The organism is Pseudomonas sp. HMSC076A11, assembly GCF_001810205.1.
GTDB lineage: Bacteria > Pseudomonadota > Gammaproteobacteria > Pseudomonadales > Pseudomonadaceae > Pseudomonas > Pseudomonas aeruginosa.
On record NZ_KV800255.1, the window covers coordinates 34,885 to 50,899 of the forward strand.

At 65.2% G+C, this 16,015-nt stretch carries 13 protein-coding genes; 11 read left to right on the top strand and 2 right to left on the bottom strand.

Going from position 1 to position 16,015, the window contains the following annotated elements; genetic code table 11:
* Positions 1–30 precede the first annotated feature (30 nt).
* The 5 genes from alkB2 (at position 31) to guaD (ending at position 7,471) form a co-directional block, all read left to right on the top strand.
* Entirely contained in the window at positions 31–1,164 is a 1,134-nt protein-coding gene (gene alkB2 / locus HMPREF2716_RS00675; RefSeq protein ID WP_003083349.1) for an alkane 1-monooxygenase AlkB2, read from the top strand.
* 220 nt (positions 1,165–1,384) lie between these two features.
* Positions 1,385–2,839 carry a xanthine dehydrogenase small subunit gene (gene xdhA / locus HMPREF2716_RS00680; protein WP_003083347.1) on the top strand — a complete coding sequence of 485 codons (1,455 nt, stop codon included), beginning with the start codon at positions 1,385–1,387 and terminating at the stop codon, positions 2,837–2,839.
* Positions 2,832–5,231, top strand: a complete 2,400-nt coding sequence (xdhB, locus tag HMPREF2716_RS00685; protein ID WP_023120736.1) for a xanthine dehydrogenase molybdopterin binding subunit — start codon at positions 2,832–2,834, stop codon at positions 5,229–5,231. Before xdhA ends, xdhB begins: the two co-directional genes overlap by 8 nt.
* Before the next feature lie 26 nt (positions 5,232–5,257).
* Positions 5,258–6,097, top strand: a complete 840-nt coding sequence (gene xdhC, locus HMPREF2716_RS00690; RefSeq protein ID WP_003083344.1) for a xanthine dehydrogenase accessory protein XdhC — start codon at positions 5,258–5,260, stop codon at positions 6,095–6,097.
* Between the two features lie 69 nt (positions 6,098–6,166).
* Entirely contained in the window at positions 6,167–7,471 is a 1,305-nt protein-coding gene (gene guaD / locus HMPREF2716_RS00695; RefSeq protein WP_003083342.1) for a guanine deaminase, read from the top strand.
* Between the two features lie 53 nt (positions 7,472–7,524).
* On the opposite strand, the gene HMPREF2716_RS00700 is transcribed toward guaD, so the two are convergent.
* Positions 7,525–8,301, bottom strand: a complete 777-nt coding sequence (locus HMPREF2716_RS00700; protein WP_016253618.1) for a GntR family transcriptional regulator — start codon at positions 8,299–8,301, stop codon at positions 7,525–7,527.
* Positions 8,302–8,675: 374 nt separating this feature from the next.
* Between HMPREF2716_RS00700 and HMPREF2716_RS00705 the strand changes: the two genes are divergently transcribed.
* Entirely contained in the window at positions 8,676–10,025 is a 1,350-nt protein-coding gene (locus HMPREF2716_RS00705; RefSeq protein WP_003087209.1) for an NCS2 family permease, read from the top strand.
* A 244-nt stretch (positions 10,026–10,269) separates the two neighbouring features.
* On the opposite strand, the gene uraH is transcribed toward HMPREF2716_RS00705, so the two are convergent.
* Positions 10,270–10,650, bottom strand: coding sequence for a hydroxyisourate hydrolase (uraH, locus tag HMPREF2716_RS00710; protein ID WP_003087207.1), 381 nt, complete (start codon positions 10,648–10,650; stop codon positions 10,270–10,272).
* Positions 10,651–11,022: 372 nt separating this feature from the next.
* Between uraH and puuE the strand changes: the two genes are divergently transcribed.
* The 5 genes from puuE to HMPREF2716_RS00735 are packed head-to-tail and all read left to right on the top strand — an operon-like array spanning position 11,023 to position 15,367.
* Positions 11,023–11,949, top strand: a complete 927-nt coding sequence (gene puuE / locus HMPREF2716_RS00715; protein WP_003083336.1) for an allantoinase PuuE — start codon at positions 11,023–11,025, stop codon at positions 11,947–11,949.
* The gene (uraD, locus tag HMPREF2716_RS00720; protein ID WP_003087205.1) at positions 11,946–12,461 is read left to right on the top strand and encodes a 2-oxo-4-hydroxy-4-carboxy-5-ureidoimidazoline decarboxylase; all 516 of its coding nucleotides are present in this window, start codon (positions 11,946–11,948) and stop codon (positions 12,459–12,461) included. Before puuE ends, uraD begins: the two co-directional genes overlap by 4 nt.
* A 17-nt stretch (positions 12,462–12,478) precedes the next feature.
* On the top strand, positions 12,479–13,477 hold the full coding sequence (alc, locus tag HMPREF2716_RS00725; RefSeq protein WP_016253619.1) for an allantoicase: 999 nt from the start codon (positions 12,479–12,481) through the stop codon (positions 13,475–13,477).
* A gap of 54 nt (positions 13,478–13,531) precedes the next feature.
* Positions 13,532–14,041 carry an ureidoglycolate lyase gene (locus tag HMPREF2716_RS00730; RefSeq protein ID WP_003083329.1) on the top strand — a complete coding sequence of 170 codons (510 nt, stop codon included), beginning with the start codon at positions 13,532–13,534 and terminating at the stop codon, positions 14,039–14,041.
* A 48-nt stretch (positions 14,042–14,089) separates the two neighbouring features.
* Complete coding sequence (locus HMPREF2716_RS00735; RefSeq protein WP_003122923.1) at positions 14,090–15,367, top strand: urate hydroxylase PuuD; 1,278 nt, start codon at positions 14,090–14,092, stop codon at positions 15,365–15,367.
* Positions 15,368–16,015: the final 648 nt, after the last annotated feature.

The following is a 16,015-nucleotide window of genomic DNA, read 5'->3' on the forward strand; positions in this document are numbered from 1 at the left end:
AATCTAACAAGATAAATACGAGGACTTCCCATGTTTGCCTCGCTTTCCTCTGCCTGGATGCTGCGTCTGAAAAAGTACGGCTACTGGATCTGGCTGATCGCGGTGCTCGGCATCCCGCTCAGCTACTGGTGGTCGCTCGGTAGCGACTACCCCAACGCCTGGCCCTGGCTGGTGATCAGCGTGGTGTTCGGGCTGATCCCGATCCTCGATGCCATCGTCGGCCGCGATCCGGCCAACCCCGAGGAAGCCAGCGAAGTGCCGGAGATGGAAGCACAGGGCTACTACCGCGTACTGTCCCTGGCCACCGTCCCGCTGTTGCTGGGCATGCTCGTCTGGTCCGGCTGGATCCTCGCCCACGAGACCCGCTGGGACTGGGTCGGCCAACTGGGCTGGATCCTGTCGGTGGGCACCGTGATGGGCGCCATCGGCATCACCGTCTCCCACGAACTGATCCACAAGGACCCGCAACTGGAACAGAACGCCGGCGGCCTGCTGCTGGCGGCGGTGTGCTATGCCGGCTTCAAGGTCGAACACGTGCGCGGCCACCATGTACACGTCTCGACCCCGGAAGATGCCTCGTCCTCGCGCTACGGCCAGAGCCTCTACTCGTTCCTCCCGCACGCCTACAAGCACAACTTCCTCAACGCCTGGCGCCTGGAGGCCGAGCGCCTGAAGCGCAAGGGCCTGCCGGCCCTGCACTGGCGCAACGAGCTGATCTGGTGGTACGCCATCAGCGCCCTCTTCCTGCTCGGCTTCAGCCTGGCCTTCGGCTGGCTGGGAGCGATCTTCTTCCTCGGCCAGTCGGTGATGGCCTTCACCCTGCTGGAGATCGTCAACTACGTCGAGCACTACGGCCTGCATCGGCGGCGCCTGGACAACGGCCGCTACGAACGCACCACGCCGGAACACTCGTGGAACAGCAATTTCCTCCTGACCAACCTGTTCCTTTTCCACCTGCAGCGCCATTCCGACCACCATGCCTACGCCAAGCGCCGCTACCAGGTGCTGCGCCACTACGACAGCAGCCCGCAACTGCCCAACGGCTACGCCGGGATGATCGTCCTCGCCCTGTTCCCACCGCTCTGGCGCGCGGTGATGGACCCGAAGGTGCGCGCCTACTATGCCGGCGAGGAATACCAGCTTACCGACACCCAGCGCATCTGAGCGTCCCGCCCCTGGGAAACGGCACCTTCGGGTGCCGTTTTCGTTTATGGGCAAACTGACTGACCTACAGGTCAAAAAATTATTTGACTCAAAAGTCAGTTTTTTCTAGATTCGCCTCCATAGCTCCTACCGTGGAGCCCTGTGCGGAAACCGCCCCACTCCGGCCGGTTCTCCTGCAAGGCCTAGAATTCAATAACAAGAACCCGCCTGGAGGCACGCCTTGATCAGGTTCCTGCTCAACCGGGAGATCCGCGTCGAAGAACGCCTGGACCCCAACCTCACCGTCCTCGACTACCTGCGCCGGCACCTCGGCAAGACCGGCACCAAGGAAGGCTGCGCCTCCGGCGATTGCGGCGCCTGCACCGTGGTGGTCGGCGAACTGGTCACCGGCGAGGATGGTGCCGAACGCATCCGCTATCGCAGCCTGAACTCCTGCCTGACCTTCGTTTCCGCCCTTCACGGCAAGCAATTGATCACCGTCGAGGACCTCAAGCACCAGGACCGCCTGCACGACGTGCAGCAGGCGATGGTCGACTGCCATGGCTCGCAGTGCGGGTTCTGCACGCCGGGTTTCGTCATGTCGCTGTTCGCCCTGCAGAAGAACAGCGCCGGCGCCGATCCGGCCAAGGCCCACGAGGCGCTCGCCGGCAACCTCTGCCGCTGCACCGGCTACCGGCCGATCCTCGACGCCGCCGAGCAGGCCTGCTGCCACAAGCGCGCAGACCAGTTCGACGCCCGGGAAGCCGCCACCATCGAGCAATTGCGCGCCATCGCTCCGCGCGAAACCGCCGAGCTGAACAGCGGTGACCGGCGCTGCCTGCTGCCGCTCACCGTCGCCGACCTGGCCGACCTCTACGGCGCCAATCCGCAGGCACGCCTGCTGGCCGGCGGCACCGACCTGGCGCTGGAGGTCACCCAGTTCCATCGCGAACTGCCGGTGATGATCTATGTCGGCCACATCCGCGAAATGAAACGCATCGAAGTGGGCGCCAACTGCCTGGAAATCGGCGCCGCCACCCCGCTGACCGACTGCTACCAGGCGCTGGCCGCGGACTACCCGGACTTCGGCGAATTGCTGCAGCGTTTCGCGTCCCTGCAGATCCGCAACCAGGGCACTCTCGGCGGCAATATCGGCAACGCCTCGCCGATCGGCGACGCCCCGCCGCTGCTGATCGCCCTCGGCGCGAAGATCGTCCTGCGCCGCGGCGAACGGCGCCGCGAGCTACCGCTGGAGGAGTACTTCCTCGACTACAAGGTCACCGCCCGCGAAGAAGGCGAGTTCATCGAGAAGATCCTGGTCCCGCGTGCCCGGCCCAGCCAGGCGTTCAAGGCCTACAAGGTCTCCAAGCGCATCGACGACGATATTTCCGCGGTCTGCGCCGCCATCAGCCTCGACCTGGAAGATGGCCGGATCGCCCGCGCCAGGGTCGCTTTCGGCGGCATGGCGGCGATTCCCAAGCGCGCCGCCGCCTGCGAAGCGGCGCTGCAAGGCGCGCGCCTGGAAGCCGCCAGCTTCGAACGCGCCGCCGCCGCCCTGGCGAACGACTTCACCCCGCTCAGCGACTTCCGCGCGAGCAAGGAATATCGCCTGCTGACCGCGCAGAACCTGCTGCGCAAATGCTTCCTGGAGCTGCACGCTCCCGCCGTCGAAACCCGGGTGACCGCCTATGTCTAACCATCGCAAGCCGCACAAGAGCCAGGAAGAGCTGGCCGACCTGTTCCGCGCCGAGTTGACCACCGGGGTCGGCCGCAGCGTCAAGCACGAAAGCGCCCCCAAGCACGTCAGCGGCGAGGCGATCTACATCGACGATCGCCTGGAGTTTCCCAACCAGTTGCACGTCTATGCGCGCCTGAGCGAGCGCGCCCACGCCCGCATCACCCGCCTCGACGTGACGCCCTGCTACCAGTTCCCCGGCGTCGCCATCGCCCTCACCGCCGCCGACGTTCCCGGCCAGCTCGACATCGGCCCGGTGGTGGCCGGCGACCCGCTGCTGGCCGATGGCAAGGTGGAGTATGTCGGACAGATGGTCCTGGCGGTCGCCGCCGACAGCCTGGAAACCGCGCGCATGGCGGCCATGGCGGCGATCGTCGAGTACGAAGACCTGGAGCCGGTGCTCGACGTGGTCGAGGCCCTGCGCAAGCGCCATTTCGTCCTCGACAGCCACCAGCACCGCATCGGCGATTCCGCCGCCGCGCTGGCCGGCGCGCCGCATCGCCTGCAAGGCACGCTGCACATCGGCGGCCAGGAGCATTTCTACCTGGAGACGCAGATTTCCTCGGTAATGCCCAGCGAAGACGGCGGCATGATCGTCTATTGCTCGACGCAGAACCCCACCGAAGTGCAGAAGCTGGTGGCTGAGGTCCTCGGGGTTTCCTTCAACCGCATCGTCATCGACATGCGCCGCATGGGCGGCGGCTTCGGCGGCAAGGAAACCCAGGCCGCGGCGCCGGCCTGCCTGTGCGCGGTGGTCGCCTACCACACCGGGCGTCCGGCGAAGATGCGCCTGCCGCGCATGGAGGACATGCAGATCACCGGCAAGCGTCACCCGTTCTACGTCGAATACGACGTCGGCTTCGACGACGATGGCCGCCTGCACGGCATCCAGATCGACCTGGCCGGCAACTGCGGCTATTCGCCGGACCTCTCCGGCTCGATCGTCGACCGCGCCATGTTCCACTCGGACAACGCCTACTTCCTCGGCAACGCCACCATCAACGGCCACCGTTGCAAGACCAACACCGCCTCGAACACCGCCTACCGCGGTTTCGGCGGGCCCCAGGGAATGGTCGCCATCGAGGAGATCATGGACGCCGTGGCCCGCAGCCTGGGCAAGGATCCGCTGGAGGTGCGCAAGCTCAACTACTACGGCAAGGACGAGCGCAACGTCACCCATTACCACCAGACCGTCGAGCACAACCTGTTGGCGGAGATGACCGCCGAGCTGGAAGCGAGCAGCGAGTACGCCCGCCGCCGCGAGGAAATCCGTGCCTTCAATGCCGCCAGCCCGGTCCTGAAGAAAGGCCTGGCGCTGACCCCGGTGAAGTTCGGCATTTCGTTCACCGCGACCTTCCTCAACCAGGCAGGTGCGCTGATCCACATCTATACCGACGGCAGCATCCACCTGAACCATGGCGGCACCGAGATGGGCCAGGGCCTCAATACCAAGGTCGCCCAGGTGGTCGCCGAGGTCTTCCAGGTCGACGTGGAGCGCATCCAGATCACCGCCACCAATACCGACAAGGTGCCCAATACCTCGCCCACCGCCGCCTCCTCGGGCACCGACCTGAACGGCAAGGCCGCGCAGAATGCCGCCGAAACCATCAAGCGGCGCCTGGTGGAGTTCGCCGCGCGGCACTGGAAGGTCAGCGAGGAAGACGTCGAGTTCCGCAACAACCAGGTGCGTATCCGCGAGCTGATCCTGCCGTTCGAGGAACTGATCCAGCAGGCCTACTTCGGCCAGGTCTCGTTGTCCAGCACCGGCTTCTACCGCACGCCGAAGATCTTCTACGACCGCGAGCAGGCCCGTGGCCGGCCCTTCTATTATTTCGCCTACGGCGCCGCCTGCTCGGAGGTGATAGTCGATACCCTCACCGGCGAATACCGCATGCTGCGCACCGACATCCTGCATGACGTCGGCGACTCGCTGAACCCGGCCATCGACATCGGCCAGGTCGAAGGCGGCTTCGTCCAGGGCATGGGCTGGCTGACCATGGAGGAACTGGTCTGGAACGCCAAGGGCAAGCTGATGACCAGCGGCCCGGCCAGCTACAAGATTCCCGCCGTCGCCGACATGCCGCTGGACCTGCGGGTGAAACTGCTGGAGAACCGCAAGAATCCGGAGCAGACCGTGTTCCATTCCAAGGCCGTGGGCGAGCCGCCGTTCATGCTCGGCATCTCGGTCTGGTGCGCGATCAAGGACGCCGTGGCCAGCCTCGCCGACTACCGCGCGCAACCCGCCATCGACGCGCCGGCGACGCCCGAGCGGGTGCTCTGGGGCGTGGAACAGATGCGCCGGCTGAAGGCCGCCCAGGCGCAAGCGGCGGACGCCGCGGTCGAACCGGCCTGAACCGCCGCGATCGGGAGGATGACGAGATGAACTGGATCAGCGCCCTGGCCGAGTTGCAGCGTAGCGGCGAACCTTGCGTCCTGGTGACCATCATCGAGGAACGCGGCTCGACCCCGCGCAACGCCGGCTCGAAGATGGTGGTCAGCGCCGAGCGGCTCTACGACACCATCGGCGGCGGCCACCTGGAATACAGGGCCCAGGCCATTGCCCGGGAAATGCTCGCCGCGCGGACCCAGGACACCCGCCTGGAGCGCTTCAGCCTGGGCGCCAGTCTCGGCCAGTGCTGCGGCGGCGCCACGGTGCTGCTGTTCGAGCCGATGGGCCAGCCGCAGGCACACATCGCCGTGTTCGGCGCGGGCCACGTCGGTCGCGCCCTGGTACCCTTGCTCGCCAGCCTGCCCTGCCGGGTGCGCTGGATCGATTCGCGGGAACACGAATTTCCCGCGCTCCTGCCCGACGGCGTGGAGAAAGTGGTGAACGACGAAGTGCTCGACGAGGTCGAGCGGATGCCGCCCGGCAGCCACTTCATCGTCATGACCCACAATCACCCGCTGGACCTGGAGCTTACCGCGGCGATCCTGGCGCGCAACGACTTCGCCTACTTCGGCCTGATCGGCTCGAAGACCAAGCGCGTCAAGTTCGAGCACCGCCTGCGCGAACGTGGCGTCGACGCCGAACGCCTGCAACGGATGCGCTGCCCGATGGGCCTGGAGCAGGTGAAAGGCAAGCTGCCGGCGGAGATCGCCATCTCCATCGCCGGCGAGGTGATCGCCACCTACAACGCCGCCTTCGGCCTGGAACGCAAGCAGGGGCCGTCGAGCGTCACCCGGCTGACCCCGGAGTCGCGCCGCGCCCACGAATCCTGAGCGGCCCCCCGCTCCCCCGCGTCCGCCGCCAGGCGGCGGACCTCCCACGAACCTTTTTTCGAGACTGCCATGACCCGCAACGCCAAAGCCTACCGCGCCGCCATCCTGCACAGCATCGCCGACCCCGCGGAGGTCGGCGTCGAACGCTCCTACGAATACTTCGAGGACGGCCTGTTGCTGGTGGAGGACGGCAAGGTCGCTCGCCTCGGTGACGCCGAAACCCTGCTCGGCGAGATCGGCGAGGTCGAGGTCTTCGAGTACCGCGACGCGCTGATCACCCCCGGCTTCATCGATACCCACATCCATTTCCCGCAGACCGGGATGATCGCCTCCTACGGCGAACAACTGCTGGACTGGCTGAACACCTATACCTTCCCCACCGAGCGCCAATTCGGCGACCAGGCCCATGCCGACCAGGTCGCCGAGATCTTCCTGCAGGAACTGCTGCGCAACGGCACCACCACCGCGCTGGTCTTCGGCAGCGTGCACCGGCAATCGGTGGAATCGCTGTTCGAGGCCGCCCGGCGCCTGGACCTGCGCCTGATCGCCGGCAAGGTGATGATGGACCGCAACGCGCCGGACTACCTGACCGACACCGCCGAGAGCAGCTACCGCGACAGCAAGGCGCTGATCGAGCGCTGGCACGGCCAGGGCCGTCTGCTCTACGCAGTGACCCCGCGCTTCGCCCCGACCAGCACCGCGGAACAGCTGGACATGGCGGCGCGGCTGCTGCGCGAGCATCCCGGCGTATACCTGCACACCCACCTGTCGGAGAACCTCAAGGAAATCGAGTGGGTGAAGGAGCTGTTCCCCGAGCGCAGCGGCTACCTGGACGTCTACGACCACCACGGCCTGCTCGGGCCGCGCTCGGTGTTCGCCCATGGCGTGCACCTGTGCGACGGCGAATGCCAGCGCCTGGCGGAGACTGGCTCGGCAGTGGCGTTCTGCCCGACCTCCAACCTGTTCCTCGGCAGCGGTCTGTTCGACCTGCCGAAGCTGGAGCGCTACAAGGTCAAGGTCGGCCTCGGCACCGATGTCGGCGCCGGCACCAGCTTCTCCCAGTTGCAGTCCCTGAACGAGGCGTACAAGGTCATGCAGTTGCAGGGCGCCCGCCTCGATCCGTTCAAGTCGCTCTACCTCGCCACCCTCGGCGGCGCCCGTGCGCTGGAGCTGGACGACCGGATCGGCAGCTTCGCCACCGGCAACGAGGCGGACTTCGTGGTCCTCGACTACCACGCCACCCCGCTGCTCTCCTACCGCCTGAGCCAGGCCGGCAGCCTGGCCGAACGGCTGTTCGCGCTGACCATCCTCGGCGACGACCGCACGGTGAAGGAAACCTTCGCCGCCGGTCGCTCGGTGCATCGCCGCGACTGACTCCCGGCGGAAACGAAAAAGCCCCGCATCGCGGGGCTTTTCAATGCTTCGGATCAGGCCGCCGAATCGCTGTCGGCCTTGGCCCGGCGTGGCTTCTTCTTGCCGCCGAGGAGGTGCGAGAACACCGCGTGCAAGTCGCCGGAAGCGTTGTCGCTCTCCAGGTTGAGCTTGCTGTCGATGTGCTCCATGTGGTGCATCATCAGGGTCACCGCGCGCTCCTTGTCGCCCTTCTCGATGGCGTCGAGGATCTCGTTGTGCTCGTCGAACGAGCAGTGCGAGCGACCGCCGCTTTCGTACTGGGCGATGATCAGCGAGGTCTGCGACACCAGGCTGCGCTGGAAACTCACCAGAGGAGCGTTGCGCGCCATCTCGGCAAGCTTCAGGTGGAACTCGCCGGACAGGCGGATGCCGGCGCCCCGGTCGCCACGGGCGAAGCTGGATTGTTCCTGCACCACCATCTCGCGCAACTCGGCCAGGCGCTCGGCGGTGGCGTTGTCGGTGGCCAGTTCGGTGATGGCGCGCTCGACTGTGCGGCGGGCGAAAAGGATCTGCCGGGCCTCGTCGATGCTCGGGCTGGCGACCACCGCGCCGCGGTTCGGCCGTAACAGCACCACCTGCTCGTGGGCCAGGCGCGAGAGGGCGCGGCGAATGATGGTGCGGCTGACACCGAATATCTCGCCGAGCGCTTCCTCGCTCAGCTTGGTGCCGGGGGCCAGGCGTTGTTCGAGGATGGCGTCGAAGATGTGGGCGTAGACGATCTCGTCCTGGGTACCGCTGCGGGCCTTGCCGGTGCGCGGCGGCTTCCTGATGTGTTGCAACTGATCGGTCATCGGTCTCGAACCTTGTGCGTCCGGCTTGTGGCCTGGGCTGATCCTCGCTCGCGGGCGTGGGTGAGGCACGCCGGCGGCTGATAGCGAAATAGTGTACACAAGCAGCGGCATCCGGCGCACCACCCCTTTCCGCCCCTCGTTCCGAGCGCGCGGCACCGCCCGGAAGTGGGCGTGACGGAAAGCTGATAAAAATGTGGCGAAAAACCCTCAAACATTCTTTGACCTTTTTGTATACAAAGGCATAATCGCTCGCACGAGTTCTTGACCCAGAGGTCAGAAAATCGTGCCCTCACATCACCTTCGAGCCGCGTCAGGGACCTGGTAACCAACCGGCCCGCAGGACCTAACAACAAGAGCGATGAGGAGTACCTGCTGTGGAAAGCACCAAACAAGAAGAACAAGGGATCTACGCTGCGACACCGCCCGCCACCGGCCTGCTCGAACGCCTGTTCAAGCTCCGCCAGCATGGTACGACGGTCAGGACCGAGCTGGCGGCCGGGCTGACCACCTTCATCACCATGGCCTACATCATCTTCGTCAATCCCAACATCATGGCCGACGCCGGCATCGACCACGGCGCGGCGTTCGTCGCCACGTGCCTGGCAGCCGCCCTCGGCTGCTTCCTGATGGGCCTGTACGCCAACTGGCCGGTGGGCCTGGCGCCGGGAATGGGACTGAACGCCTTCTTCACCTACACCGTGGTCGGCACCATGGGCTACAGCTGGCAGATCGCCCTGGGCGCGGTGTTCATCTCCGGGGTGATGTTCATGCTGCTGACCTTCTCCCGGGTCCGCGAATGGCTGCTCAACAGCATCCCCCGCAGCCTCAGGTTCGCCATGGGTGCGGGAGTCGGCCTGTTCCTCGGCCTGATCGGCCTGAAGACCGCCGGCATCGTGGTGGCCAGCCCGGCGACCCTGATCAAGCTCGGCCACCTCACCTCGCCCGGCCCGCTGCTGGCGGCACTGTGCTTCCTGATGATCGCCGTGCTCGAGTACCGCCGGGTGTTCGGCGGCATCCTCATCAGCATCCTCAGCGTCACCCTGGTCGGCTGGGCCCTCGGCCTGGTGCAGTACGGCGGGGTGTTCTCGGCGCCGCCGAGCCTGGCGCCGACCTTCCTGGCGATGGACATCGCCGGCGCGTTCAACGTCACCATGATCAGCGTGATCCTGGCCTTCCTCTTCGTGCACATGTTCGATACCGCCGGCACTCTCATGGGCGTCGCCCAGCGCGCGCACCTGGTGAAGGAGGACGGGCGCATCGAGAACCTGTCGAAAGCGATGAAGGCCGACAGCGCCTCCAGCGTGTTCGGCGGCATGCTCGGTGTCCCGCCGGTGACCAGTTACGTGGAGAGCGCCGCGGGCGTGGCCGCCGGCGGACGTACCGGGCTCACCGCGGTGGTGGTCGGCGTGCTGTTCGTCGCCGCGATGTTCTTCGCCCCGCTGGCCGGGATGATCCCCGCCTTCGCCACCGCCGGCGCGCTGATCTACGTGGCCATGCTGATGATGGGCGGGATGGCGCACATCGACTGGGACGAGCACACCGAGACCATTCCGGCGATCGTCACGGTGATCATGATGCCGCTGACCTTCTCGGTGGCCGACGGCATCGCCCTGGGCTTCATCACCTACGTCGCGATGAAGGTCCTCACCGGCAAGCACCGCGAAGTCTCAGCCAGCCTCTATGCCTTGTTCGTGATCTTCGTCGCCAAGTTCATCTTCCTCTGACCCGCCCGGATGGCGGATGGCCGCACGCGGCTATCCGCCTCGAACCTGTCGTTGCCCCGCAGGGCTCGCGACGCGCAGCCTCATCCGTCGCCCATTCGCACCTTGCGCCGCATCGTCCTGCCCCCCCCCCCCGCAGATGGCGGATAACCGGCAACCCTCGGCGCCTTCCCCGCGAACGAAAAAAGCCCGCTCGATGGCGGGCCAGGGAAAAGGACTCAGGGAGTCAATGTTTCGTGGCACGCACCTAGCTGCCGCGATAGGTCGAGTAGCTGTAGGGCGAGATCAGCAGCGGCACATGGTAGTGATCGTCGGCGGAGGCGATGCCGAAACGCAGCACCACCTGGTCGAGGAATGCCGGCTCCGGCAATTGCACGCCGCGGGCGCGATAGTAGTCGCCGGCGTTGAACACCAGTTGATAGACCCCGGGACGGAAGTCCTCGCCTTGCAGCACCGGCTGGTCGCAGCGGCCGTCGTGGTTGGTCAGGGTGGTGGCGATCAGTTCTAGTTGCTGGCCTTCTACCCGGTACAGCTCGATCTTGATGCCATGGCCGGGGCAGCCGTGTGCGGAATCCAGTACATGCGTGGTCAAACGTCCCATGGGTTGCGGGCGCCCGCTGGCGGACACCACTCCTCCTCTTGCCTTCGTTCGATGGGGATCGCTCCGGGACCTGCCCGGCGCCGCTCGCTTGCAGCCCGCCAGGGAGCCGCTTGCGAAGCAATATAAGTTATCCTTCGATGAATTGTATACAAAAAACACCGCCACAACCGAAAATGCGGCAGCCGCCCCGAAATCGGGCATTCCTTCCACAAGCCCCACCCCGCAGGGCCTCATTCTTCGCTAACTGACCAGTCGGGCAGGTTTTTTGCTGGATGAATGGCAGGGATCGGCAAGCAGGATTGTATTTACAGACCGCAGGCAAACTTGTATACAATAAATCCATCACGGCATCCCCGGCCCGTCCGGCCCGCCGCCCCATCCACAATAAGGAACACTGCTGTGAGCGCTGACTACCCACGCGACCTGATCGGATACGGCAACAACCCTCCCCACCCTCACTGGCCCGGCGATGCCCGCATCGCCCTGTCCTTCGTGCTCAATTACGAAGAAGGTGGCGAGCGCTGCGTCCTGCATGGCGACAAGGAGTCCGAGGCGTTCCTTTCCGAGATGGTGGCTGCCCAGCCCTTGCAGGGCGTGCGCCACATGAGCATGGAATCGCTCTACGAATACGGCAGCCGCGCCGGGGTCTGGCGCCTGCTCAAGCTGTTCAAGCGACGCAACGTGCCGCTCACCGTGTTCGCCGTGGCCATGGCGGCGCAGCGCAACCCTGAGGTGATCAGGGCGATGGTCGCCGACGGCCACGAAATCTGCAGCCACGGCTACCGCTGGATCGACTACCAGTACATGGACGAGGCCCAGGAGCGCGAGCACATGCTCGAAGCCATCCGCATCCTCACCGAACTCACCGGCCAGCGCCCGGTGGGCTGGTACACCGGACGCACCGGCCCGAACACCCGGCGCCTGGTGATGGAGGAAGGCGGCTTCCTCTATGACTCCGACACCTACGACGACGACCTGCCCTACTGGGACCCGGCCAGCACCGCGGAGAAACCGCACCTGGTGATTCCCTATACCCTGGACACCAACGACATGCGCTTCACCCAGGTGCAGGGCTTCAACAATGGCGAGCAGTTCTTCCAGTACCTGAAGGACGCCTTCGACGTGCTCTACGAAGAAGGCGCGACGGCGCCGAAGATGCTCTCCATCGGCCTGCATTGCCGGTTGATCGGTCGCCCGGCGCGGATGGCCGCTTTGGAGCGCTTCATCCAGTACGCGCAGAGCCACGACAAGGTCTGGTTCGCCCGCCGCGAAGACATCGCCCGCCATTGGCACCGTGAGCATCCTTTCCAGGAGACCGAGGCATGAGCCGTTTCCAGACCCTGACCCCCGCCTCGCTGTCCCGCGAGGCCTTCGTCGAAGCCTTCGCCGACATCTACGAACACTCCCCCTGGGTCGCCGAGAAGGCCTATGACCTGGGTATCGACGACAGCCTCAACGATATCGAGGGCCTGCACCAGCGCATGGCCGACATTCTCCTGTCGGCAAGCCGCGAGGCCCAGCTGGCGCTGATCAACGCCCACCCGGACCTCGCCGGCAAGGCGGCGATCCGTGGCGAACTGACCGCCTCCAGCACCTCCGAGCAGGCCGGCGCCGGGATTCACGAATGCAGCGCCGAGGAGTTCGCCCGCTTCACCGAACTCAACGACGCCTACAAGGCCAGGTTCGGCTTCCCCTTCATCAAGGCGGTGAAGGGCAGCAACCGCCATCAGATCCTGGCGGCCTTCGAGGAACGCATCCAGCACTCCGCCGACGAGGAGTTCGCTACCGCGCTGGCCGAGATCAACAAGATCGCCCTGTTCCGCCTGCAGCAGCTCTGAGGCCTGCGGATACGAGCATGAACGCCGAACACTCGCCCTTCCGCCACTACCTCGACCTCGCCGACGCACGCCTGGGCAGCCAGGTGGTCGCCGTCAGCGACGAATGGTTCGCCCCGGCCAGCCGCATGCTGCAGGCCGGCGAACCGGTGTGGAAGGAAGGCGTATTCGACGACAGCGGCAAGTGGATGGACGGCTGGGAAACCCGCCGCAAGCGCTTCGAGGGCCATGACCAGGCGGTGATCCGCCTGGGTGTGCCGGGCGTGCTGAAGGGCGTCGACATCGACACCCGCTTCTTCACCGGCAACCATCCGCCGGCGGCTTCCCTGGATGGCTGCTTCTGCGCCGAAGGCGACCCGGACGACAGCACGTCCTGGAGCGAAGTGCTGGCGGCGGTGGGGCTGCAGGGCGATAGCCATCACTACCACCCGATAGACGACGAACGTCCCTGGACCCACCTGCGCCTGAACATCTACCCGGACGGCGGTATCGCCCGCCTGCGCCTCTATGGCGTGCCCTACCGCGACTGGAGCAGCCAGCCGCCGGGAACGGCGCTCGACCTGGCCGCAGCGGTCAACGGCGGCCGGGCGCTGGCCTGCTCCGACCAGCATTTCGGACGCATGGGCAACCTGCTCAACCCCGGACGTGCCATCAACATGGGCGACGGCTGGGAAACCGGCCGCCGCCGCACGCCGGGCCACGACTGGGTGATCGTCGCCCTCGGCCATCCCGGCAGCATCGAGGCGGCGGTCGTCGATACCTTGCACTTCAAGGGCAACTATCCGGAAAGCTGCAGCATCCAGGCCGCCTTCGTGGAAGGCGGGAACGAGGCCCGGATCGAGGCGCAGAGCCTCTTCTGGCGCGAGCTGCTGCCAGCGCAGAAGCTGGAAATGCACCAGGAACACCGGTTCGAGCGGCACCTCAACGCCCTCGGCCCGATCACCCATGTACGCCTGAACATCTTTCCCGACGGCGGCGTCAGCCGCCTGCGCCTGTTCGGCAGGCCACAATTACCGTGAGACCCGGGCCCCGCGTGCGTCCGGAATACAACAAACAGAATCGACAGGATCAGTATGCGCACTCTCAAGATCGAGCCGTTGACCAAGGAAGCCTTCGCCCCGTTCGGTGACGTGATCGAAACCGCCGGCAGCGACTATTTCATGATCAACAACGGCTCCACCCGCCGTTATCACAAGCTGGCCACGGTCGAGACCGCGCAGCCGGAAGATAACGCGATCATCAGCATCTTCAGCGCCGAGAAGCTGGAAATGCCGTTGCGCATCCGCATGCTGGAACGCCATCCGCTGGGCAGCCAGGCCTTCATCCCGCTGCTCGGCAACCCCTTTCTGGTCGTGGTCGCGCCACTTGGCGATGTACCTGTACCGGGCCTCGTCCGCGCCTTCCTGACCAACGGAAGGCAGGGCGTCAATTACCACCGCGGCGTCTGGCACCATCCGGTGCTGACGATCGAAAAGCGGGATGACTTCCTGGTGGTCGATCGCAGCGGTTCCGGGAACAACTGCGACGAGCATTTCTTCACCGAGGACGAACAGCTCCTCCTCGACCCCCAATCAAACCAATAAGAGAGGTCCTGCCGCCGGTCCGCCGGCCAGGGCAAGAGGTACAAGACTGTGGAAGCACATCTCATCGAATGGCTGAACCTGCTGGTGCGCTGGATTCACATGATCGTCGGGATCGCGTGGATCGGCGCTTCGTTCTATTTCGTCTGGCTGGAGAACAACCTCAACCGCAGCAACCCGCGTGAAGGCCTGTCCGGAGACCTCTGGGCAATCCACGGTGGCGGCATCTACCACCTGGAGAAGTACAAGCTGGCTCCGCCGAAAATGCCGGAGAACCTGCACTGGTTCAAATGGGAGGCCTACTCCACCTGGATGTCCGGGGTGGTGTTGCTGACCATCGTGTTCTACCTGAACCCGACCCTCTACCTGATCGCCCCCGGCAGCGACCTGGCGCCGGCAGCGGCCATCGCCATCGGCATCGGTTCGCTGGTTTGCGGCTGGTTCGTCTACACCGTCCTCTGCGATTCGGCACTGGGCAAGACCCCTGCCCTGCTCGGCCTGGTCCTGTTCGTCCTGCTGGTCGCCGCCGCCTACGGCCTGACCCAGGTGTTCAGCGGCCGCGGCGCCTACCTGCACGTCGGCGCGATCATCGGCACCATCATGGTCGGCAACGTGTTCAGGGTGATCATGCCGGCCCAGCGCGCGCTGGTGAAAGCCATCGAAGAAAACCGCGAGCCCGATCCGGTGCTGCCGGCCAAGGGCCTGCTGCGCTCCCGGCACAACAACTACTTCACCCTGCCGGTGCTGTTCATCATGATCAGCAACCACTTCCCGAGCACCTACGGCAGCCAGTACAACTGGCTGATCCTGGCCGCCATCGCGGTGCTCGCGGTACTGGTACGCCACTACTTCAACACCCGCCACGAAAGCAACCGCTTCGCCTGGGCACTGCCCGCCGGCGCGCTGGGCATGATCGCCCTGGCCTTCGTCACCACGCCGAACTACCAGCAGGCTTCCGCACCGCTGGCCAGCACCCCGGCGGCGGCACCGGCACAACCGGCGACCGGCGGCGACGCACCAGCCGCGCCCGCCGCGACCCAGGCGTCCAATGCCGGGGCCGCGAGCGGAGCCGACTTCGACAAGGTCCATCACGTGATCCAGGAGCGCTGCACCGTCTGCCACTCGGCGAAACCGACCAGCCAGCTGTTCAGCACCGCGCCAGGCGGGATCATGCTCGACACCCCGCAGCAGATCCAGCAACTGGCACCGAAGATCCAGGCCCAGGCCGTGGCCTCGCAGATCATGCCGCTGGGCAACATCACGCAGATGACCCAGGAAGAACGCAACCTGATCGGCAGCTGGATCGCCAAGGGCGCACAGATCAACTGAGCCTTGGCCGAAAGGCTAAGAACCGCACCTCCGGTTCCCCGCAGCAGAACAACCCTGCTGGCCCTACCCCAAAAGCCCTCTCCATAGAGGGCTTTTGGCCATAACTGGCCATATCTTTCAGCCCCCAACCTCTCCGATAACTCACTTTCCTTCACCCTGGGCCGATGGAACGAAACCGTGCGGCGCTCCACCATTGAAAGCGACCAACCAACCATCGCTATCCGCAGGTACGTGTCGTCTCGTATTTGCCCAGCAAACTTCGCTCGGGTGATCTGTGTGGCCGGGGGACCTGTGCTGCGTCGTGTGATAGTGCGCGCCCCATCTTCGGCTGCCTTGCCAATGAAGAACTGTGCAACTTTTTGGTTGATAACGTTGTGGATAGAACGCTAGGGAACAAATACCCAAAGGGCTCCGAGAGAGTGCGCAACTTTTTGCAAGCGGTGCGCAAAAAGTTGCGCAATTTTCAGTGTTCTTCCCATGAGAATCGCCAGCGAATTTTTGGCTTCCCCCAATAACGCCTTGATGGAAAAGAGTTTCAAGACCAGTGGCACGGTTCTTGTCTAGCACCGATGCCCCCGGCATATCGCCTGGGCACTTTCAACGACAAGGAACGTATCCATGGCAACCCCCGCCTATATGTCCATCACC

What these genes read in the sequence shown, in the direction of transcription:
- HMPREF2716_RS00730 (WP_003083329.1), top strand. Translation starts at nt 13,532, where the DNA reads ATGCGCACTCTCAAGATCGAGCCGTTGACCAAGGAAGCCTTCGCCCCG.
- HMPREF2716_RS00700 (WP_016253618.1), bottom strand. Translation starts at nt 8,301, where the DNA reads ATGACCGATCAGTTGCAACACATCAGGAAGCCGCCGCGCACCGGCAAG.
- guaD (WP_003083342.1), top strand. Translation starts at nt 6,167, where the DNA reads ATGACCCGCAACGCCAAAGCCTACCGCGCCGCCATCCTGCACAGCATC.
- alkB2 (WP_003083349.1), top strand. Translation starts at nt 31, where the DNA reads ATGTTTGCCTCGCTTTCCTCTGCCTGGATGCTGCGTCTGAAAAAGTAC.
- xdhC (WP_003083344.1), top strand. Translation starts at nt 5,258, where the DNA reads ATGAACTGGATCAGCGCCCTGGCCGAGTTGCAGCGTAGCGGCGAACCT.
- uraD (WP_003087205.1), top strand. Translation starts at nt 11,946, where the DNA reads ATGAGCCGTTTCCAGACCCTGACCCCCGCCTCGCTGTCCCGCGAGGCC.
- xdhB (WP_023120736.1), top strand. Translation starts at nt 2,832, where the DNA reads ATGTCTAACCATCGCAAGCCGCACAAGAGCCAGGAAGAGCTGGCCGAC.
- alc (WP_016253619.1), top strand. Translation starts at nt 12,479, where the DNA reads ATGAACGCCGAACACTCGCCCTTCCGCCACTACCTCGACCTCGCCGAC.